This window comes from Patulibacter sp. SYSU D01012 (assembly GCF_017916475.1).
In the GTDB taxonomy this organism is placed as follows: domain Bacteria; phylum Actinomycetota; class Thermoleophilia; order Solirubrobacterales; family Solirubrobacteraceae; genus Patulibacter.
The window spans coordinates 140,817-159,143 of the sequence record NZ_JAFMTB010000003.1; the positions used below are offsets into that span (position 1 = coordinate 140,817).

General features: G+C 75.5%; 17 protein-coding genes. 7 read left to right on the plus strand and 10 right to left on the minus strand.

What is annotated here, in order from left to right; translation table 11 throughout:
* Positions 1 to 19: 19 nt before the first annotated feature.
* The 3 genes from J3P29_RS16585 to J3P29_RS16595 are packed head-to-tail and all read left to right on the plus strand — an operon-like array spanning position 20 to position 947.
* The gene (locus J3P29_RS16585; RefSeq protein ID WP_210495280.1) at positions 20 to 415 is read left to right on the plus strand and encodes a PPOX class F420-dependent oxidoreductase; all 396 of its coding nucleotides are present in this window, start codon (positions 20 to 22) and stop codon (positions 413 to 415) included.
* Entirely contained in the window at positions 412 to 651 is a 240-nt protein-coding gene (locus tag J3P29_RS16590; protein ID WP_210495282.1) for a hypothetical protein, read from the plus strand. The genes J3P29_RS16585 and J3P29_RS16590 overlap by 4 nt, the downstream gene beginning before the upstream one ends.
* A complete protein-coding gene (locus J3P29_RS16595) occupies positions 648 to 947 on the plus strand; it encodes a hypothetical protein (protein WP_210495283.1) in 300 nt (99 codons plus the stop codon). Before J3P29_RS16590 ends, J3P29_RS16595 begins: the two co-directional genes overlap by 4 nt.
* A gap of 69 nt (positions 948 to 1,016) precedes the next feature.
* On the opposite strand, the gene J3P29_RS16600 is transcribed toward J3P29_RS16595, so the two are convergent.
* From J3P29_RS16600 to J3P29_RS16635, 8 genes are all read right to left on the minus strand, one after another.
* Positions 1,017 to 1,610: a MarR family transcriptional regulator gene (locus J3P29_RS16600; RefSeq protein ID WP_210495284.1), complete on the minus strand. Its 594-nt coding sequence runs from the start codon at positions 1,608 to 1,610 to the stop codon at positions 1,017 to 1,019.
* Positions 1,611 to 1,742: 132 nt separating this feature from the next.
* Positions 1,743 to 4,184: a choice-of-anchor A family protein gene (locus tag J3P29_RS16605; RefSeq protein ID WP_210495286.1), complete on the minus strand. Its 2,442-nt coding sequence runs from the start codon at positions 4,182 to 4,184 to the stop codon at positions 1,743 to 1,745.
* 188 nt (positions 4,185 to 4,372) lie between these two features.
* A complete protein-coding gene (locus J3P29_RS16610; protein ID WP_210495287.1) occupies positions 4,373 to 5,245 on the minus strand; it encodes a metal ABC transporter permease in 873 nt (290 codons plus the stop codon).
* A complete protein-coding gene (locus tag J3P29_RS16615; RefSeq protein ID WP_210495289.1) occupies positions 5,242 to 6,027 on the minus strand; it encodes a metal ABC transporter ATP-binding protein in 786 nt (261 codons plus the stop codon). The genes J3P29_RS16610 and J3P29_RS16615 overlap by 4 nt, the downstream gene beginning before the upstream one ends.
* A complete protein-coding gene (locus J3P29_RS16620) occupies positions 6,024 to 6,995 on the minus strand; it encodes a metal ABC transporter substrate-binding protein (RefSeq protein ID WP_210495290.1) in 972 nt (323 codons plus the stop codon). Before J3P29_RS16620 ends, J3P29_RS16615 begins: the two co-directional genes overlap by 4 nt.
* A gap of 1,717 nt (positions 6,996 to 8,712) precedes the next feature.
* A complete protein-coding gene (gene argF / locus J3P29_RS16625; RefSeq protein WP_210495292.1) occupies positions 8,713 to 9,708 on the minus strand; it encodes an ornithine carbamoyltransferase in 996 nt (331 codons plus the stop codon).
* A gap of 5 nt (positions 9,709 to 9,713) precedes the next feature.
* The gene (locus tag J3P29_RS16630; protein ID WP_210495817.1) at positions 9,714 to 10,931 is read right to left on the minus strand and encodes an arginine deiminase; all 1,218 of its coding nucleotides are present in this window, start codon (positions 10,929 to 10,931) and stop codon (positions 9,714 to 9,716) included.
* An 83-nt stretch (positions 10,932 to 11,014) separates the two neighbouring features.
* Positions 11,015 to 12,589, minus strand: coding sequence for a YfcC family protein (locus J3P29_RS16635; RefSeq protein ID WP_210495293.1), 1,575 nt, complete (start codon positions 12,587 to 12,589; stop codon positions 11,015 to 11,017).
* Positions 12,590 to 12,743: 154 nt separating this feature from the next.
* Between J3P29_RS16635 and arcC the strand changes: the two genes are divergently transcribed.
* The 4 genes from arcC to J3P29_RS16655 all read left to right on the plus strand — a co-directional run bounded on the left by arcC (position 12,744) and on the right by J3P29_RS16655 (position 17,095).
* The gene (arcC, locus tag J3P29_RS16640; protein WP_210495294.1) at positions 12,744 to 13,718 is read left to right on the plus strand and encodes a carbamate kinase; all 975 of its coding nucleotides are present in this window, start codon (positions 12,744 to 12,746) and stop codon (positions 13,716 to 13,718) included.
* 113 nt (positions 13,719 to 13,831) lie between these two features.
* Positions 13,832 to 14,821, plus strand: a complete 990-nt coding sequence (locus J3P29_RS16645; protein ID WP_210495296.1) for an iron-siderophore ABC transporter substrate-binding protein — start codon at positions 13,832 to 13,834, stop codon at positions 14,819 to 14,821.
* An 80-nt stretch (positions 14,822 to 14,901) separates the two neighbouring features.
* Positions 14,902 to 16,653: a DNA polymerase/3'-5' exonuclease PolX gene (gene polX, locus J3P29_RS16650; protein WP_210495297.1), complete on the plus strand. Its 1,752-nt coding sequence runs from the start codon at positions 14,902 to 14,904 to the stop codon at positions 16,651 to 16,653.
* A gap of 49 nt (positions 16,654 to 16,702) precedes the next feature.
* Positions 16,703 to 17,095, plus strand: a complete 393-nt coding sequence (locus J3P29_RS16655) for a Na-translocating system protein MpsC family protein (protein ID WP_210495299.1) — start codon at positions 16,703 to 16,705, stop codon at positions 17,093 to 17,095.
* 48 nt (positions 17,096 to 17,143) lie between these two features.
* Here the strand turns inward: J3P29_RS16655 and J3P29_RS16660 are convergent, their stop codons facing one another.
* Together J3P29_RS16660 and J3P29_RS16665 are read right to left on the minus strand one after the other, a co-directional pair.
* Entirely contained in the window at positions 17,144 to 17,746 is a 603-nt protein-coding gene (locus J3P29_RS16660) for a hypothetical protein (RefSeq protein WP_210495300.1), read from the minus strand.
* Entirely contained in the window at positions 17,743 to 18,249 is a 507-nt protein-coding gene (locus J3P29_RS16665) for a CsbD family protein (protein WP_210495301.1), read from the minus strand. The genes J3P29_RS16660 and J3P29_RS16665 overlap by 4 nt, the downstream gene beginning before the upstream one ends.
* Positions 18,250 to 18,327: the final 78 nt, after the last annotated feature.

Genomic DNA, 18,327 nt, shown 5'->3' on the forward strand with positions numbered 1-18,327 from the left:
GGCCGGGTACACGCAGGCCATGCCGACCGGCTCCGGGCTCCTCGCGATGGGCGACCAGCGGTACGTCTCGCTGACCACGTTCCGCCGCTCGGGGGCGCCGGTCGCGACCCCGGTCTGGGTGGCGCGCCACGGCGACGCGCTCGTCGTCACCACGCCGGCGGGCGCGGGGAAGGTCAAGCGGCTGCGCCGCGACCCGCGCGTCGAGCTGCGCCCGTGCGGCCGGACGGGCACGGTGGCGCCGGAGGCCCCGCGGGCGACCGGACGGGCCGAGGTCCTGCGGGGCGCGACGGCGACGACGGGGCCCGAGGCGACGCTGCGCCGGAAGTACGGCTGGCCGTTCCGCCTGATCACGGTGCTCGGGCGGGTGCGTCGGTCGGGCGCGGAGCGGGTGATCCTGCGGATCACGGCGGGGTGAGGGGCACCGTGGGCCCGCGCTCCGCGGCGGTGCGGGCGACGGCAGGACGCGTGCTGCGCCTGGTGCTCGGGGGCGCCGCGCTCGCGGTCGCGGTGGGGCGGATCGTCGCCGGCGTCGACCCCGCGGCGACGGTGGCGTGGCGCGAGCGCGTTCGCCGCCCGTTCCGGGGGCCGGCGCAGATCCTGCTCGTCGACGACTCCCGGGCGTCCGGGCCCGGTCCGGAGACCCCCGCGTGACCGGCGACGACCGTCCGCCCCTCGGTGCCGGCTGGCTCGTGCTGCGGGTCGTCCTCGGGGTGCTCCTCGTCGCCGCGCTGATCGCGCGCATCGTCGAAGGGGACGGCACCGTGGCGATCGTGCTGTCCGGGATCCTCGCCCTCGCGGGCGCGGTGCAAGGCTGGGAGGCGCTCCTCGCGCTCACCGGCCACCGCGACCGGCCGGTCGCGCGCGAGACGACCGGCGAGTGGCTGCGGAGCGTCCTCGTGCTCGTGCTCGTCATGGCGGCCGCGTTCGCCCTCGGCGTCCTGCTCTAGCGCGCAGCGATCCGTCGCCCCGGCGGCGCGCGGCCGTCGTCGGCGCGACCGGCCGCCGGCGGCGCGCGGTCAGTCCTCCGAGGGCGCGCCGGCGGCGTCGCCGTCGCACGACGCGGCGCCCCGCGGAGCGGGGACGGCGGACGCGCCGTCGCACGGCGCCGGGTCGCCGCCGGCGAAGCGCGCCATGATGCGGGCGAGCGTGGCCGTCTCCTCCTCGTCGAGCCGCGCGAAGAAGCGCTCCTGCAGCCAGTCGTCGGCGTCGGCCTGGGCGGCCTCGGCGAGGGCGCGCCCGGCGGGGGTGACGTGCGCGTTGATGGCGCGCGCGTCGCCGGGGCACGGGCGCCGCTCGACCAGGCCGCGGCCCTCGAGCGCGTCGACGATCCGCGACACCCGGCTCAGGGACAGCCCGGCGTCGTCGGCGAGCGCGGACAGGCGCAGGCGGCCGTCCTCGGCGAGCAGCAGGCGTCCCAGCAGCCCCAGGGCGCTCGGGCTGAGCGCGTGGGTGGCCTCGAGGTGCCGGGTGAGCCCCGCGCGCAGCCCGGCCGACGCGCGGATCAGGCCCTCCCACGCGCCCGTCTCGTCGGCGGACCAGCCGGCGGCCCGCGCGGCGCCGACCATCTGCACGTGGCGGCCGGTCAGCGGCTCGTCGGCGGTCTCGGGCATCGTCCGTCCAACGGTACGCCCCGGCCGACGCCGGCGAGTCGCGCACGGACGATCGACGGCACGCCGGTGCGGCGCGGGCGCACGCCGGGCGGGGAGGACGACCGCGCGCCGTCCCCCGCCTCGCCGCCGCCGCTACCCGAGGCCGTCCGGCAGGCCGCCGACGACGCGCACGACGGTCGCGTCGCGCGCCGGCGAGGGCAGCCCCGGCGCGTCGGCGGTCGCCCGCAGGCGCCGCAGCGGTCCGGGCGTCTGGCGGCGGCCGACCGCGTGGACGGTGAAGCCCGCCCGGTCGCCGCGACCGAGCCGTCGCACGTCGCGGCAGAGCGCGCCGCCACGCCGGACGGCGCCGGGGTGCGCGGTCACGAGCAGGTCCGCGGCCGGGCGGTGGCAGATCCGCACGAACGCGGCGCCGCCCGGCGCGCCGCCGGTGGCCACGACGCGGTAGCCGAACCGCTGGCCCACCCGGACGGTCCGCGGCGCGACGATCCGCACCGACAGGGCGGGTCGGTCCGCGACGACCCGCACGCCCGCCGCCGCCACGTTGTTCGTCGCGTTCGGGTCGGGGGTGCGCGACGTCACGAGCGTGACGTTCTGCAGCCGGCCGAGCGCGCGCACGCGGCCCCGCACCCGCAGCGTCACCCCGGCGCCCGGGGGCAGCGTGCCGAGCGCGCAGCGGACGGGCCGGCGGGTGGTGCAGCGCACCGCGTCGGCGTCGAAGCCGGGATCGGTGCCGGACACCGCGTGGGCGTCGACGACCGCCACGCGGTTCAGGTCGTCCGGGTCCAGGCGCGGCAGCTCGCGGACGACCGCGTCGACGGCGGGCTGGGGACCGCGGTTGCGGATGCGGAGCGTGACCGTGGCGCTGCCGTCCCGACGCACGACGGGCGGCGCGATCGTCTCCTCCAGCGTCAGGTCGGCGCCGGCCCCCGGGACGAGCGGCGGGCCGACCGGCGGCGCGGGGGTCCCGACCGGCGGCGCGGGGCCGCCGCCCGGGCGGCCGGAGCCCGGCGGATCAAACGGGTCGACCGGCGTCGGGTCGCCGGTGCCGCCCGGGGTCGGATCCGGCGACGGCTCCGGGTAGGCGTTCACCACGGTCGCGCGCAGCAGCTGGCGGTCGGTGATCGTCACAAAGGGGCGGTCGATCGTCACCTGCGTCGCGCCGCGCGGATCGGGCTCGGACAGCGCGTACCGCACGCCGCCGGGCACCTGCCCGCTCGGCACCTCGCCGGTCGTGACGCGGCCGCGCAGCAGCACGGTCCGCGGCACGCCGGGCGTCAGCGCCACGTCGCGGCCGGTCCCGACGTCGCTGCGCAGCCGCACGGTCCAGGCGCCGCCCGGGGACGGGCCGGTCACGACCTTCTGCAGGCGGACGGCACCGCCGCACGGCCGCCGGCTCGCGCGGACGCGGACGGTCGTGCCGCCCGCCCGCGCGACGATGACGTGGGGCCGCCGGGCGTCGCGGACGCGGAAGAAGCGGTCGTGCCCGGGGCGGACGGTGAAGCGCCCGCTCTGCGCGCTCTCCTCGTCGTGCCACCGCACCGCCACCGTCTCGTCGCCGCGGTTGCGCAGCCGCATCGAGGTCGCGTCGACGAACGCGTCGCGGCACGTCGGCGCCAGGCCGACGTCGGCGTCGGGCTCGTCGTCCGCGGGCGGCAGGCAGCCGGAGAAGCGGCCCGTCCGCGACGTGCCCTGCCCGTGCAGCGAGCGGGCCCACAGCTGCCCGTAGAGCTGGGCGTTGCCCGTCAGCTCGACGTCGGCGCGGGGTGCCAGGACCGATCCCGGCCACGCCAGGCCCGGGCCGATCTGCAGCCGCGACGCCTGCGGGACGTTCCACAGCGTCGCGTCGCGCAGCGCGGCCAGCTCGGCGGGCGGGGCGTCGCCGAGCTGCTGGTACGCCGAGCCGTTCCAGTACGCCACCTGGGTCAGCGGGTTGGGGCTGGCCGTGGACGGGTCGTCGCCGAGGACGGTGACGACGGTCGTCGAGCCCGGCGGCACGCGGATGAGCAGCTCGCGCGCCTCGCCGAACTGGGCGGCGGTGACGACGAAGACGTTGCGCCGCGCGTCGTCGCCCGTCATCCGGACCGCGCCCGCCGCGTCCGGGGACGACACCGTGCCGGTGGCCTCGGCGGCCCCGAGGCGGTCGGACAGGGCGGTGAGCGTCGCCAGCTCCGCGTCCGGGTCGAAGGGCAGCGGCGCCTGCTCGAGCGTGCCGTTCGGCGTCGCCAGCTGGCCGCTGAACGTGCCGGCGTAGCGGACGCTGCCGTTCGGCGCCTGGGTGCCGTTCGCGGTCAGGTCCCCGCCGACGAGCAGGTCGACCCGCCCGGCGTCGGGCGTGCCGGTGACGCCGACGGCCCAGCCGCTCACCGTCACGTCGCCGCCCGCGAACACGCGGCCGTCGACCTGCGTGTTGCTCGCGGCGTACCCGTCGCGGACGAAGACGCTGAAGTCGCCCGGCGTCCCCAGCGCCACGCAGTCGTCGGCGGCCTGGGCGCGCGCGGGCGGTGGCCCGGAGCCGACCAGGGCGAGGAGGGCGGCGACGGCCACCACGGACAGGATCGCGACCACCGCACGCATGCGAGGCACCGTACGCCGTCCGCGGACGCCCGCAATGCCCCGTCCGGGGGGCGACCGGGCCGTAGGACGGTCGGGCGCGGGTGGCGTCTGGCAGGAGCCAGGCGCTGCCGGGCGGTGCGCCGCCCGGCAGCGCGTCCGTGCGCCACCCGCCGCGTCCCGCGGCTCGGCTCCGCGCCGGCCGACGGGGCTCAGGCCGGCTGCGCCGTCGCTTCCTCCACCCGTCGCGTCCGCCGCCGACCGGCCAGCACCCCGCGCGGCGCGAACAGGTACGCCGCGACGAACTGCAGCGTCAGCACGCAGACGATCGCCCCGCCCGTCGACCAGTCCAGGTGGTAGCTCAGGTACGTGCCGACCACGCACGCGCTGACGCTCGCCGCGCTCGCCCAGCCCAGCATGGGCCCGAAGCGGTCCGTCAGCAGGTAGGCCGTGGCGCCCGGCGTGACGAGCATCGCGACGACGAGCACGATCCCGACGGCCTGCAGCGCGACGATCACCGTCAGCGCCAGGGCGCCCAGCAGCAGCGCCTCGAGCCGCCGCGGCCGCAGGCCGATGGCGTGCGCGTGCGTCGGGTCGAAGGCGTAGAGGACCAGGTCGCGGCGCTTGTGCAGGAGCACCGCGATGACGACGGCGCCGATCCCGACGACCTGCACGATGTCGCCGTCGCTGACGCCGAGGACGTTGCCGAAGAGGATGTGGAACAGGTCGATCTGCGACGGGATGGCCGAGACGAGCACCAGCCCGAGCGCGAACAGCCCGGTGAAGACGATGCCGATCGCGGCGTCCTCCTTCACCCGCGACGTGCGGTTGAGCCCGCCGACGAGGAACACCGCGGCGGTGCCGAAGAGGAAGGCCCCGATGGCGAACGGCGCGCCGAGCACGTAGCTCAGCACCACGCCGGGCAGGACGGCGTGCGAGACGGCGTCGCCCATGAGCGACCAGCCCAGCAGCGTCAGCCAGCAGGACAGGACCGCGCACGCCAGCCCGCAGACGAGCGCGACGAGCAGCGCGCGCTGCATGAACTCGTAGCCGAGCGGCTCGGTGACCCACTCGATCGGGCTCATGCCGCCACCGCCGTCCGCAGCGCCTCGACGGGGACGAAGCCGCCGAACGCGGCGCCGAGCGGCTCGGGCCGCAGCGTCTCGTCGGGCGGCCCCTGCGCGACGATCCGCCGGTTGAGGAGCGCCACCTCGTCGCAGAGCGCGGGCACCGCCACCAGGTCGTGCGTCGAGACGAGCACGGTCCGGCCCTCGGCGGCGAGCGCGCGCAGGAGCGCCGTGATCGTCGCCTCGGACCGCTTGTCGACGCCCGCGAACGGCTCGTCGAGGAGCAGCAGCTCCGCCCCCTGCGCCAGTCCGCGAGCCACGAACGCGCGCTTGCGCTGGCCGCCCGACAGCGCGCCGATCTGGCGGTCGGCCAGGGCCGTCAACTCGACGCGCTCGAGGGCGGCGTCGACGGCGGCGCGGTCCTCGGGCCGCAGGCGACGCCGCGGCCCGAGCCGGCCGTAGCGGCCCATCGCGACGACCTCGCGCACCGTGACGGGGAAGCCCCAGTCGACGGCCTCGCTCTGCGGCGCGTACGCCACGCGGCCGCTGCGCCGCGCGTCGGCGGGCGGCGCGCCGAACAGCGCCACCCGGCCCGCGCCGGGCCGCACCAGGCCCATGATCGCCTTGAACAGCGTGGACTTGCCCGAGCCGTTCATGCCGATCAGGCCGTGGACGCGCCCGGGGCGCAGCCGCAGGTCGACGCCGTCCAGGGCGGGCGCGGCGCCGTAGCGGACGACCAGGCCGTCGACGGCCACGGCCGGCGGGGACGCGGCGGGGGCGGGGGTGACGGCGGTGCTCATCGCGAGCCCTCCTGCGGGGTCAGGCCGGCCGCGATCGTCTCGGCGTCGCGGCGCAGCAGGTCCAGGTACGTGGGGACGGGGCCGTCGGGGCCCGAGAGCGAGTCGACGTACAGCGTGCCCGCCAGGCGCGTGCCGGCCTCGCGGGCCACCTGCTGCTGCGCCTTCGGGCTGACGGTCGACTCGCAGAAGACGCCGGGGACGCGGCGGGCGCGGACGAGCTCGACGGTCGCGGCGATCTGCTGCGGCGTGCCCTCCTGCTCGGCGTTCACCGGCCACAGGTAGCCCTCGTCCAGGCCCAGGTCGCGGGCCAGGTAGGAGAAGGCGCCCTCGCACGTGACGAGCGCCCGGCGCGCGGGCGGCACGGCGCGCAGTCGCCGGCGCACGTCGTCCCCGACCGCGCGCAGCCGGCGCACGTAGGCGGCGGCGCGTCGCGCGTACTCCGGGGCGCCCGCGGGATCCAGGTCGCTCAGGGCCCGGCGGATGTTCTCCACGTAGATCGCGGCGTTCTCCGTCGACATCCACGCGTGCGGGTTCGGCTTGCCCGCGTACTCCGAGCCCCCGCCGATGGGGATGGGCCGCACGCCGCGGCTGAGCGTCGCCGAGCGGCCGTCCGCCAGGTCGATGAACTGCGCGAACCACGACTCCAGCCCCAGCCCGTTCTCGAGCACCAGGTCGGCGCGGGCCGCGCGCTTCAGGTCGCTCGGCGTCGGCTCGTAGCCGTGGATCTCGGCACCGGGCTTCGTGATCGACGCGACGTGCACCCGGTCGCCGGCCACCTCGCGCGCCATGTCGGCGATGACGGTGAAGGTCGTCAGCACCACGGGCCGGCCGTCCGCCTGCTCGGCGTCCGCGTCCGCGCACCCGGCGAGCGCAGCGGGGATCAGCAGCAGCGCGGCGAGCACCCCGAGCGCCCGCCGGGATCGGCCGCCGCGGCGTCTATGGCTGCGCCATGACGTGTTTTGTGGCATGCCATAACCTAAGCACAGGCGCGCCAAGCTGTCGAGCGCCCAGGCGCCACGCCGCGTGCGGGGGGGCGGGGGGCGGGGCGGTGGCGGCCCCGGTGGTGGCCCGGGGGAGGGGGCGAGGGCGGCGCGCGGGGCCGTCCCGTTCCGGCTGAGGTCCGCATACCGGCCCTCACCCGGGGACACGCTCCCGCCGTCCCGGCCGTTCCGGCTCGGGTCCGCATACCGGCCCTCAGCCGGAACACGCCTGCGTCGTTCCGGCCGTTCCGGCTCGGGCCCGCATACCGGCCCTGACCCGGAACACGACCCCGCCGTCCCCGCCGTTCCGGCTCGGGTCCGCATACCGGCCCTGAGCCGGAACGCGCCTGCGCCGTTCCAGCCGTCCCGGCTCGGGTCCGCATACCGGCCCTGACCCGGAACACGACCCCGCCACCCCGGCCGTTCCGGCTCGGGTCCGCATACCGGCCCTGAGCCGGAACGCGCCTCCGCCGTTCCGGCCGTTCCGGCTCGGGTCCGCATACCGGCCCTCAGCCGGAACACGACCCCGTCGTCCCAGCCGTTCCGCCTGAGGTCCGCATACCGGCCCTCAGCCGGAACACGACCCCGCCGCCCCCGCCGTTCCGGCTCGGGTCCGCATACCGGCCCTCAGCCGGAACACGCCCCCGCCACCCCAGCCGCTCCGCCTCACGCGTGCGTCCGGCCGCCGGGCACCGGGCAGCAGAGGGCCGGGCGCGCCGCGGTTCCCGTCGCGTGCGCGCCCGGCGCCCGGTGGATCCCTCAACCCACGAGCGCGGGCGACGGGCGTCGCGGCCGCGGATCGTCCCGCGACCGCGACGCCGACCGCCGGGCTCACGCTCACCGTACGAAGCGGGTCCCGCGCGCGGGTGACGCGGTCGTGAACCTCCTGGCCCGGGCCCGCGAGCGGCCGGGCGGAGGCGAGACGCGTCAGCCCGGGCCGGCGAGCGGCCGGGCGGAGTCGAGACCCCATCAGGCCGGCGGGCACGCGGTCCCCCAGACGGCATGCGGTCGGGCGAAGGCGAGACGCCGTCGGCCCGGTCGGGCGAAGACGAGACGCCGTCGGCCCGGGCCGGCGCACGGTCGGGCGAAGACGAGACGCCGTCAGGCCGGGCCGGCACGCGGTCGCCCGCGCCGGCGCACGGTCGGGCGAAGACGAGACGCCGTCAGGCCGGGCCAGCACGCCGTCAGGCCCGGCCAGCGCGCGGTCCCCCGAGCCAGCGCGCGGTCCCCCCAGGCCGGCGAGCGGTCCCGCGGGCCGGCGCGCGGCCGAGCGGATCCGGCCCGCCGCCGTCCCGATGCGGAACGCGTTCGGGACGAGCGGGTCAGAACGCGGCCCGCCCCTGCCCGGCCGTCGACCCCGCGTGCCGGGGGTGACGGCCGGGCGGTCCTCCACGGACGGGGCTCCGGGCGCCTCGGGCCCAGGGCCCGCGCCGGCGGGCGACGCGGGCTGCTCCCGGGGCGCTACGGGGGCGCCGGCCGGTCGGCCGGCTCCCCGCACAGAGGGTTACGGCGCGGCGGGGCGATCGGACGCGGCGCGGACGGGCGTCCGGGCGGCAACGCGCCAGACCGGCGCTCCCGGGGTGCGGGGGAGGACAGACGTCCACGCGCCCCTGGACGGCCGAACGCCCGGGACGGCGTGCCGTCCCGGGCGTTCGGGTCCTGCGTCGGGGCGCCCGCCCACCCACGGGCGCCCGACGGGCTGGGGCTACGCCAGCGTGGCGACCAGCACGGCCTTGATGGTGTGCAGGCGGTTCTCCGCCTGGTCGAACACCACGCTGGCCGGCGACTGGAACACCTCGTTGGTGACCTCGAGGCCGTCGGTCATGCCGGTGGCCTCGGCGATCTGCGCGCCGACGACGGTCTTCGTGTCGTGGAAGGCCGGCAGGCAGTGCATGAACTTGACGCGCGGGTTCTCGGTCGCGCGCAGCAGCTCGGCGTTCACCTGGTAGGGCGCCAGGAGCTTCGCGCGCTCGGCCCACACCTCCTTGGGCTCGCCCATCGACACCCACACGTCGGTGTGGACGAAGTCGACGCCCTTCACCGCGGCGACGTCCTCGGAGATCGTGATCCGGGCGCCGGAGGCCTTCGCCAGCTCGTGCGCCTGGTCGATGACGTCCTGCGGCGGGCGGAGCTCGGCCGGCGTGATCAGCCGGACGTCGGCACCCAGGATGGCGCCGGTGATCAGCAGGGAGCGGCCCATGTTGAAGCGGCCGTCGCCGACGTAGGCGTACGCGATGTCGGCGGCGTCCTTGCCCGACTGCTCCTGCATCGTCAGGAAGTCGGCGAGCATCTGCGTCGGGTGCCACTCGTTCGTCAGGCCGTTGTAGACCGGGACGCCGGCGTACTCCGCCAGCTCCTCGACGTGCTCCTGGCCCGACCCGCGGTACTCGATCGCGTCGAACATCCGGCCCAGCACCTGGGCGGTGTCGGCGGTCGACTCCTTGTGGCCCATCTGCGAGCCGGTCGGGTCCAGGTACGTGACGTGCGCGCCCTGGTCGTGGGCGGCCACCTCGAACGCGCAGCGGGTGCGGGTGGAGGTCTTCTCGAAGATCAGCGCGATGTTGCGGCCGCGGAGCCGCTGCTCCTCGGTGCCGTTGTACTTGGCCGTCTTCAGCGAGGCGGACAGGCGCAGCAGGTACGCCAGCTCCTCACGGCTGAAGTCGATCTCCTTCAGGAAGGAGCGGTTGCGCAGGTTGAACATGGAGATCAGGCCTCTCGGAGGATGGGGCAGGTCATGCAGTGCGAGCCGCCGCGGCCGCGGCCGAGCTCGGAGCCGTCGATGGTGAGGACCTCGATGCCGGCCTTCGACAGGCGCTCGTTCGTGTCCTCGTTGCGCTCGTAGGCGACCACGACGCCGGGGGACAGGCAGACGACGTTGTTGCCGTCGTCCCACTGCTCACGGGCCTGCTCGGGGGCGTCGCCGCCCGTCGGCACCACGCGCATCTCGTCGATCTCGAGCACCTCGGCCATCGCGTCCAGGATGGTGCCGTCGTAGCGCTCCACGTGCGGGAGCGTGCCGTCGTTCGGGGTCAGCTTCCAGATCCGCACGCTGTCGTTCACGACGCGCGGGTAGAGGGTGACGCAGTCGCGGTCGACCATCGTCAGCACCGTGTCCAGGTGCATGTAGGAGCGGGACGCCGGCAGCTGCACCGCCAGGACGACCTTCGCCTCGCCGGCCTCGAACAGGCGGCGCGCGAGGATGCCGACGGCCTGCGGCGTGGTCCGCTCGCCCATGCCGATCATCACGGCGCCGTTGCCGATCGTCTGGACGTCGCCGCCCTCGATCGTGCACGCGCCCCAGTCCTGCTCGACGCCGCCGAACCAGGTCTTCACGCCGCCGTCGGCCGCGAACATCGGGTGAAAGCGGTAGATGGCCTCCATGATCGCCGTCTCGGGCCGGCGGGCCGGCTTCGTCATCGGGTTGATGGTCACGCCGCCGTAGATCCAGGACGACGGGTCGCGCTGGAACAGGAAGTTCGGCAGCGGCGGCAGCATCATGTCGTCGGGGCGCGAGGAGTCGTAGAACAGGCCCTCGCCGCCCTTCAGGTCGTCCTTCGTCATGCCGCCGATGAGGAAGTTCGACAGGTCGCGGGCGCTGGCGGCCTCGGCCCAGTCGCGGGCCGTGTGGGCCAGGTACTGGCCGACACGGCGCTCCTGCAGGACCTGGTCGAGCAGCCAGGTGCGGCCGTCGGCGACCTGGAGCGTCTCGAGCAGGAGGTCCTCGGCGTCGAAGACCTCGACGCCGCGGCCCTGCATCAGCTTGACGAAGGCGGCGTGCTCCTCCTTGGCCTTGCGGACCCAGATGACGTCGTCGAAGAGCAGCTCCTCGGCGTTGTCGGGGGTCAGACGGCGCTGCTCCAGGCCGGGGCGGTGCACGATGACCTTGCGGAGGGTCCCGACTTCGGAGTCGACGCGGAAGGACATGAGGTGCTCCTTGGTGGTGGTGGGGGAGGGCGCGCCGGCGCGGTCGCCGGCGCGGCGGTCGTCGGTGGTGGGGGCGGGGCTGGTCACAGCGCCGCTCCGATGCCGACGAACGCGAGGGAGATGACGAGCGCGATCCCGAAGAACGGCAGGACGAAGCGCAGGTAGTGGTTGTAGTTGACCTTCGCCAGGGCCAGGCCGCCCATGATGACCGCGGAGGTCGGCGTGATCAGGTTGATGAGGCCCGAGGCGCTCTGGTAGCCGGTGACGGCGATGGAGCGCGGCACGGACGCGAAGTCGGCCAGCGGGGCCAGGATCGGCATGACGAGCGCGGCGTGGCCCGAGGACGAGGGGACGAGGAAGGCGATCGGCAGGTTGACGATCAGCGACAGGACGCCGAAGACGCCGCTCGAGGTGCCGGTGACGGCGCTCTCGGTCCAGTGCAGGAGCGTGTCGGTGATGTCGGCGTTCTTCATGACGACCGTCACCGCGCGGGCCACGACGATGATCAGCGCGGCGCCGAGGAAGTCGGACGCGCCCGAGATCATGGTCTGGACGGTGCCGGCCTCGCCGAGCTTGGCGACCTGGCCGATCACGACGCCCATCACGACGAACAGCACGGCGGCCTGGGCGAAGTAGAAGGACGTGAACGTCGGCAGCGGGAAGTCCGCGTGGAAGAGCGTGTCCCAGATGTCGCCCCACGGGATGAAGCCGTAGATCATCACCGCGAAGGACGCGAAGAACAGGACCAGGACGAACTTCTGGTTGCGCGTCAGCGGCGGGACGTCGCCGGCGGCGTCCTCGGCGAGCGGCAGGCCGGCCGAGCTGGTGCCGTCGGGGCCCAGGACCGAGTGCGACGGGTCCTGCTTGACGCGGTGGGCGTAGCGCAGGACGTAGGCGATGGCGGCGCCGACGAGGACGATGAACATCGCCAGGCGGAGCACGATGCCGTCGCCGACGCTGATCCCGGCGGCGTCGGACGCGACGCCGGTGGCGAACGGGTTGACGGTGGACGCGAGCACGCCCGCACCGCACCCGAGGAAGATGATCGATGCGCCGACCATGCGGTCGTAGCCCAGCGCCAACGTCAAGGGGACGAGCAGGACGAAGAAGCCCAGCGTCTCCTCCCACATGCCCTCCGCGGTGCCGCCCAGGGCGAACACGGTCATCAGGACGATGATCAGGATGGAGGGGCTTCGTCGGAATCTGAGCGCCAGGCGCCCGATGCCGGTCTGGATGGCCCCCGTCTTCATCGTGACGGTGATGAACGAGCCGATGGCGAGGACGAAGAGGAAGATCTGCGCCGAGCCGTAGAGCGTGCCGCTGTTGTCGACGGAGACGTTGCCGTTCTCGTTCTCGATGCCGTACAGGCCGTTCGAGGGGGCGTTCCACAGCTTGTAGAACTGGTGCGGGAGCGACTTGTCGACGTCGATCTTGTGGTAGGTGCCCGGCTGCGGGCCGCCCGTCTTCGGGTTCGTGTCGTACGAGCCGGACGGGATGACGAACGAGAGCGCCCACACGACGAGCAGGACGCCCGTGAGGATCGTGAAGGCGGTCGGGAATCGTCGTGGCTTCGGCTCGTCCGGCGGCGTGTCGTCGGGAGCCGGCGCGACGGAGGCGGGCTCCGTCGCGGGCTGGTTCTGCGGGATGTCCTGAGGCATGAGCGGGGGGCTCCTGAGGCCGGTTTCGGCGCCGCCGTCGGGGCGGTGACATCACGGTCGCACCGGACGGATCTGCCCGCATCTGGGGATGCCCGACCTACCTGTACGGGGAACTACGGGACGGCGAGGAGGGGCGCGGCGCCATGATCGGCTCATGTCTGAGAACGGGTCTGCACCCCTCGTCGTCGCAGCCCTCGGCGGGAACGCGCTCCTGCGGCGCGGCGAGCCCGCCACGGCTGCCAACCAGCTCTCCGCCGCCCAGGAGGCGGCCGCCATCCTCGGGCCCGTGAGCGCCCGATCGCGCCTCGTCGTGACGCACGGCAACGGCCCGCAGGTGGGCCTGCTCGCCCTGAAGGAGGACGCCTACGGCGACCAGGGCGAGCCGTACCCGCTCGACGTCCTGGACGCCGAGAGCGAGGGACAGATCGGCTACGTCGTCGAGCTCGCCCTCGACAACGCGATCGAGGACCGCGACACCGTCACGGTCATCACCCGCACGCTCGTCGACGCCGACGACCCGGCGTTCGACCGCCCGACGAAGTTCATCGGCCCGGTCTACTCCGAGGAGCGCGCCCGCGCCCTGGCGGCCGAGCGCGGCTGGAGCATCGCGCCGGACGGCAAGTGGTGGCGACGGGTCGTGGCGTCGCCCGACCCCAAGCGCATCGTCCAGCTGCCGGCGATCCGGCGCCTCGTGGACGGCGACTTCATCGTCGTCTGCGCGGGTGGCGGCGGCGTGCCGGTCGTCGAGGACGAGCACGGCGAGCGCGGCGTCGAGGCGGTCATCGACAAGGACCTGGCGTCGGCCCTGCTGGCCGCCGACCTGGACGCCGACGTCCTGGTGCTGGCGACCGACGTGGACGCGGTGTACCTGGACTGGGGCACCCCCGACGAGCGCGCGGTCGCGACCGCCACGCCGACGTGGCTGCGCGAGCAGGGCTTCCCCGGCGGGTCGATGGGCCCGAAGGTCGAGGCCGTCGCGCGGTTCGTCGCCGCGACGGGCCGCCGGGCGGCCATCGGCCGGCTGGAGGACCTCGCCGAGCTCGTCGACGGGACCGCCGGCACGCAGATCCATCCCGACGGCGCCGAGGTCACGTTCCGCGCGCCGGCCGCGGCGACCGCCGCCGGGTAGCGCTCCGTCCGCACCCCTGTGGCTCGTCCGCCGCCCTCCCGGGCGGCGGACGTCGTCTTCGGGCGCCCGAAGACCACGGGCCACCGCCCGGCACCGTGGTTTAGGGTGCCCTCATGCGAATCTGGTCCCTGTGCGCGGTCCTCGCCTCGGCCGTGGTCCTCGCCGCGTGCGGCGGGTCCGACGACGACGCCTCCTCCGCGGGCACCACGACGGCCGCCGCCGGGGCCTTCCCCGTCACCATCACCGACGCCTACGGCACCGCGAAGATCGAGCGGCCGCCGACGCGCGTGGCGGCGATCGGCTTCAACGAGCAGGACTTCGTCCTGGCGCTCGGCGTCAAGCCGGTGGCGATCCGCGAGTCGCTCGGCGCGTTCGACTACCTGCACCGGAAGTGGGCGCCTGGGGCGAACGACCCGAAGCCGGCGCTCGTCGGCAGCTCGGAGGTGTCGCTCGAGAAGGTCGCGGCGGCCCGGCCCGACCTGATCCTGGGCGTCTACTCGTTCGTCGACGAGACGACGTACGGCAAGCTCGCCAAGATCGCGCCGACGGTCGTGCAGCCGAAGGACGCGCCCCCCGGCGGCGCGCCGTGGGACCAGCAGATGCTGCTGACCGGCCGCGCGCTCGGCCGCGAGGCCCAGGCGAAGAGGATCGTGGCGGACGTGAACGCCCGGTTCGCGACGGCCCGCAAGGAGCACCCGGAGTTCGCCGGCAAGGAGCTGACCGTCGCCTTCGAGAGCGGCAAGAGCGTCTTCTCGCTCGCCGACGACGACCTGCGCCAGCGGTTCTTCACCGACCTGGGCTTCGAGACGCCGAAGGACGCGGGGCAGGAGAGCATCAGCAGCGAGCGCCTGGACGTGCTGGACCACGACGTCCTCGTGCTCATCACGGACGGCACCCGCAAGCTCTCCGAGGACGAGCTGTTCCGGCGCCTGAAGGTCGCGAAGGAGGGCCGCGTCATCCAGGTGACCGCCGACAGCGACTTCGCCGGCGCGCTCGGCTACAACAGCCCGCTCAGCCGGCCGTTCCTGCTCGACCAGGTGGTCCCGCAGCTCGCGGCCGCGGTCGACGGCGACCCGGCGACGAAGGTCCCCGTGGCGCAGTAGCCACCCCGTCCGCCGCCCACCGCGCGCCGGTGGACGGCGGGCCGCCCGGGCGGCCCGCGCCGACCGCGTAGGGTCGGCGCATGGCCGACGACGCCCCCGCGCCCAAGGACCCGTCGAACCCCGCGATCGCCGAGCTCTTCGAGGAGCTGGCCGACCGCTACGAGCTCGACGGCGCCGTCGTCCACCGCGTGCTCGCCTACCGCAACGCCGCGAAGGCCGTGCGGGACGCGCCGCGCTCGGTCGCCGGCATGACCCGCGCCGGCACCGTCACGACGCTCCCGGGCATCGGCAAGACGCTCGAGGAGAAGCTCGTCGCGCTGATCGAGACGGGCGAGATCCCGGCGCTCGAGAAGCTGCGCGCGAAGTACCCCGCCGGCCTGCTCGTCCTGACCCGCCTGCCGGGGCTGGGGCCCAAGCGGGCCCGGAAGCTGCACGACGCCCTCGGCGTCGACGGCCCCGCCGCCCTGCGCGCCGCGATCGAGCAGCACCGCGTCGCCGACCTGCAGGGGTTCGGCGCGAAGACCGAGGCGAAGCTGCTGGCCCTGCTGGATGCCGCGGGCGACGACGTCGACGCCCCGAAGCGCGAGCTGCTCTCGCGCGCCCTGCCCGTGGCGGAGACGCTGGTCACGGAGCTGCGCGAGAAGGGCAAGGCCGCCGGGGTGCACCGCGTCGAGGTCGCCGGCTCGGCGCGCCGGCAGGCCGACTCCGTCCACGACCTCGACATCATCGCCACCGCCGACGACGCCGCCGGGCTGGTGCGCGTCTTCGCCGACTCCGACCTGGTGGCCGAGGTCGCCTCGTCCGGCCCCAACGGCGCGCACGGCGTGCTGCACTCCGGCATGGCCGTCGACCTGCGGGTCGTCGCCCCCGACCAGTTTGGCAACCTGCTGCAGCACTTCACGGGCAGCAAGGCGCACAACGTCGCCATCCGCGAGGCGGCGGTCAAGCGCGGCCTGCACGTCTCCGAGTACGGGATCCTCGACGACGAGACGGGCCGCACGGAGCGCTTCGCGACCGAGGAGGAGGTCTACGCGCGCCTGGGCCTGCCGTGGATCCCGCCGGAGCTGCGCGAGGACCGCGGCGAGCTGGCGCTGGACGCGGTGCCGCGGCTGATCGAGCCGGACGACCTGCGCGGCGACCTGCACATGCACACGACGCACAGCGACGGCCGCAAGACCGTGCGCGACATGGCGCTCGCCGCCCGCGAGCTGGGGCACGAGTACATCGCGATCACCGACCACTCCGCGTCGCACGGGTTCGGCGACGACGTCCAGCCCGACGAGCTGCGCGAGATCATCGCCGAGGTCCGCGCCGTGGACGAGGAGCTCGACGGCATCACCGTGCTGGCCGGGTCCGAGGTGAACATCGGCCTGGACGGGAGCCTGGACTACGCCGACGACCTGCTGGCCGAGCTGGACTGGGTGGTGGCGTCCGTCCACACCGCGTTCGGCCACGACCCGACGGCGCGCATCGTCGCGGCCTGCGAGCACCCGCTCGTCGACGTCATCGCCCACCCGACCGGCCGCCTGATCGAGCGCCGGACGCCGTACGACCTGGACGTCGACGCCATGATCGACGCCGCCCGGCGCACGGGCACCTTCCTCGAGATCAACGCCTCGCCGGCCCGCCGCGACCTGCACGACGTGCACGCGCGGGCGGCGCGCGACGCGGGCGTGCTGCTGACGATCGACTCCGACGCGCACGGCCCCGACACGCTGCCGAACCTGCGCTGGGGCGTCGCGACCGCGCGGCGCGCGTGGCTGACGGCGGACGACGTGGCGAACACCCGGCCGTGGGAGGAGCTGCGCCGGCTGCGCAAGCGCGGACGGTGAAGCGGGCGACGCCATCGCGGCGGTCCCGCGGACGGCTACAGTTCCCGTCGTGGACGAGTCCGTCGAGATCACCGGGGACGCGCCGGAGCGGCGGGAGCCGTCCGCCACCGCGCGCATCGCCAACGCCGTCGCCTCGGCGTACAAGACGCACTACGGCAAGGGGCCGGAGTCGCTCAAGGTGCACTACACCGGCGACGCCGTCTTCGTGCTCCTGCGCGGCGGGTTCTCCGTCGTCGAGGGCAGCCTGTGGGCGAAGGGGCAGGGCACCGCCGTCCGGGACCAGCGCCGCGCGTTCGGCGACATGATCGCCCCGCTGCTGAGCGAGGCCGTCGGCGAGGTCGTGGACCGGGGCGTGGTCGCCGTGCTCAGCGACACGAGCCAGGACCCGGACCTGACCGGGATCATCCTGGTCCTGTCGGACGCGCCGGCCGACCCGGCGTAGCCGCGGCGACGCGGCGGCCCCGAACGGGTCCGCCGCAGCCGGCCGGCCTCAGTCGTCCGTCTTGCGCTCCGCCTTCGCGCGGGCGGCGGCGTCCTCCAGGCGCTGCGCCTCGTCCTTCGCGGCGAGGGCCTCCTCGCGCTGGTCCAGGGCCTCCTCCTGCGCCTCGAGCTGCGCGAGCTCCTCCTTGCGGGCCCGGGCCTCTGCGGCCTCCTTGCGGTCGGCCTCCTCCTTCGCGGCCTGCGCCTCGCGCTTCGCGGCCTCGCGCTCCGCCTTCGCCTGCTCGCGCTGCTTCGCGGCCGCGGCCTCCTCGCGCTTGGCGGCGGCCTGCTCCGCGGCCTGCTCCCGTCGACGGTCGGCCTCCGCGGCCTGCTCCCGTGCGGCCCGCTCGGCCTCCTCGCGGCGGGCGTCGGCCTCCTCGCGGAGCGCCTGCGCCTGGTCGCGCTCGTCCGCGGCGGTCGTGCGGCGGCGGCCCTCGGCCCGCAGCTCGTCGTCGCCCAGGATCGCGCCCGCGGCGGTCTTCACGGCGCCGTCGGCGCGGTCGACGGTCGTCCCGCCGCCGCGGCCGGCGACCTTCATGGCGACGTCGAACGGCACGCGCGCGACCTTCACGTACGTGCGCACGGCGGCGCCGGGGATCTGCAGCAGCTTCATCGGTCGTCCTCCGGGTCCAGCGCGTTCGCGCGCGCCTCGGCGAGGCGCGCCTCCTCCTCCAGCCGCTGCGCGTCGCTCAGGCCGTCGGTGCGCTCCCGCACCGCGGCCTGGTCGGCGGCGGCGGCCTGTCGGCCGCCCTGCTGGGCCACGCGGTCGGCGGCCTCGCGGCGGGCGGCCTCGCGCTCCTCGGCGCGGCGCTTCTGCTCGGCCTCCTCGGCCGCGATGCGCTGCTCGCGCGCCTCGGCGGTCTCCTCCGCCTGCAGCTCGGCGCGGCGGCGCTCCAGCGCGATGCGCTCCTGCTCCGTCTGCGCCTCCTGCTCGCGCTGGCGGGCGGCCGCCTGCTCCTCGGCGGCGTCGCGCGCCTGGTCGGCGGCGGTCTCCTGCAGGCGTCCCTCGCGTTCGAGCTGCTCGTTGCCGGTCAGGCCACCGGCGGCCTGCTTGGCCTTGCCGATCAGCTTCCCGGCGAGCCCGCCCGTGGTGCGGTCGTCGTCCGATGCGGTCATGCCCCGCACGTACCCCGTCAACGTCCGCGCGAACGGCGGGCGGCGGTCCCGGGCGCCGTGTCGGCGGTCGTGTGATCC

What these genes read in the sequence shown, in the direction of transcription:
- J3P29_RS16585 (WP_210495280.1), top strand. Translation starts at nt 20, where the DNA reads ATGCCGACCGGCTCCGGGCTCCTCGCGATGGGCGACCAGCGGTACGTC.
- J3P29_RS16600 (WP_210495284.1), bottom strand. Translation starts at nt 1,610, where the DNA reads ATGCCCGAGACCGCCGACGAGCCGCTGACCGGCCGCCACGTGCAGATG.
- J3P29_RS16605 (WP_210495286.1), bottom strand. Translation starts at nt 4,184, where the DNA reads ATGCGTGCGGTGGTCGCGATCCTGTCCGTGGTGGCCGTCGCCGCCCTC.
- J3P29_RS16610 (WP_210495287.1), bottom strand. Translation starts at nt 5,245, where the DNA reads ATGAGCCCGATCGAGTGGGTCACCGAGCCGCTCGGCTACGAGTTCATG.
- J3P29_RS16615 (WP_210495289.1), bottom strand. Translation starts at nt 6,027, where the DNA reads ATGAGCACCGCCGTCACCCCCGCCCCCGCCGCGTCCCCGCCGGCCGTG.
- J3P29_RS16620 (WP_210495290.1), bottom strand. Translation starts at nt 6,995, where the DNA reads ATGCCACAAAACACGTCATGGCGCAGCCATAGACGCCGCGGCGGCCGA.
- argF (WP_210495292.1), bottom strand. Translation starts at nt 9,708, where the DNA reads ATGTTCAACCTGCGCAACCGCTCCTTCCTGAAGGAGATCGACTTCAGC.
- J3P29_RS16630 (WP_210495817.1), bottom strand. Translation starts at nt 10,931, where the DNA reads ATGTCCTTCCGCGTCGACTCCGAAGTCGGGACCCTCCGCAAGGTCATC.
- J3P29_RS16635 (WP_210495293.1), bottom strand. Translation starts at nt 12,589, where the DNA reads ATGCCTCAGGACATCCCGCAGAACCAGCCCGCGACGGAGCCCGCCTCC.
- arcC (WP_210495294.1), top strand. Translation starts at nt 12,744, where the DNA reads ATGTCTGAGAACGGGTCTGCACCCCTCGTCGTCGCAGCCCTCGGCGGG.
- J3P29_RS16645 (WP_210495296.1), top strand. Translation starts at nt 13,832, where the DNA reads ATGCGAATCTGGTCCCTGTGCGCGGTCCTCGCCTCGGCCGTGGTCCTC.
- polX (WP_210495297.1), top strand. Translation starts at nt 14,902, where the DNA reads ATGGCCGACGACGCCCCCGCGCCCAAGGACCCGTCGAACCCCGCGATC.
- J3P29_RS16660 (WP_210495300.1), bottom strand. Translation starts at nt 17,746, where the DNA reads ATGAAGCTGCTGCAGATCCCCGGCGCCGCCGTGCGCACGTACGTGAAG.
- J3P29_RS16665 (WP_210495301.1), bottom strand. Translation starts at nt 18,249, where the DNA reads ATGACCGCATCGGACGACGACCGCACCACGGGCGGGCTCGCCGGGAAG.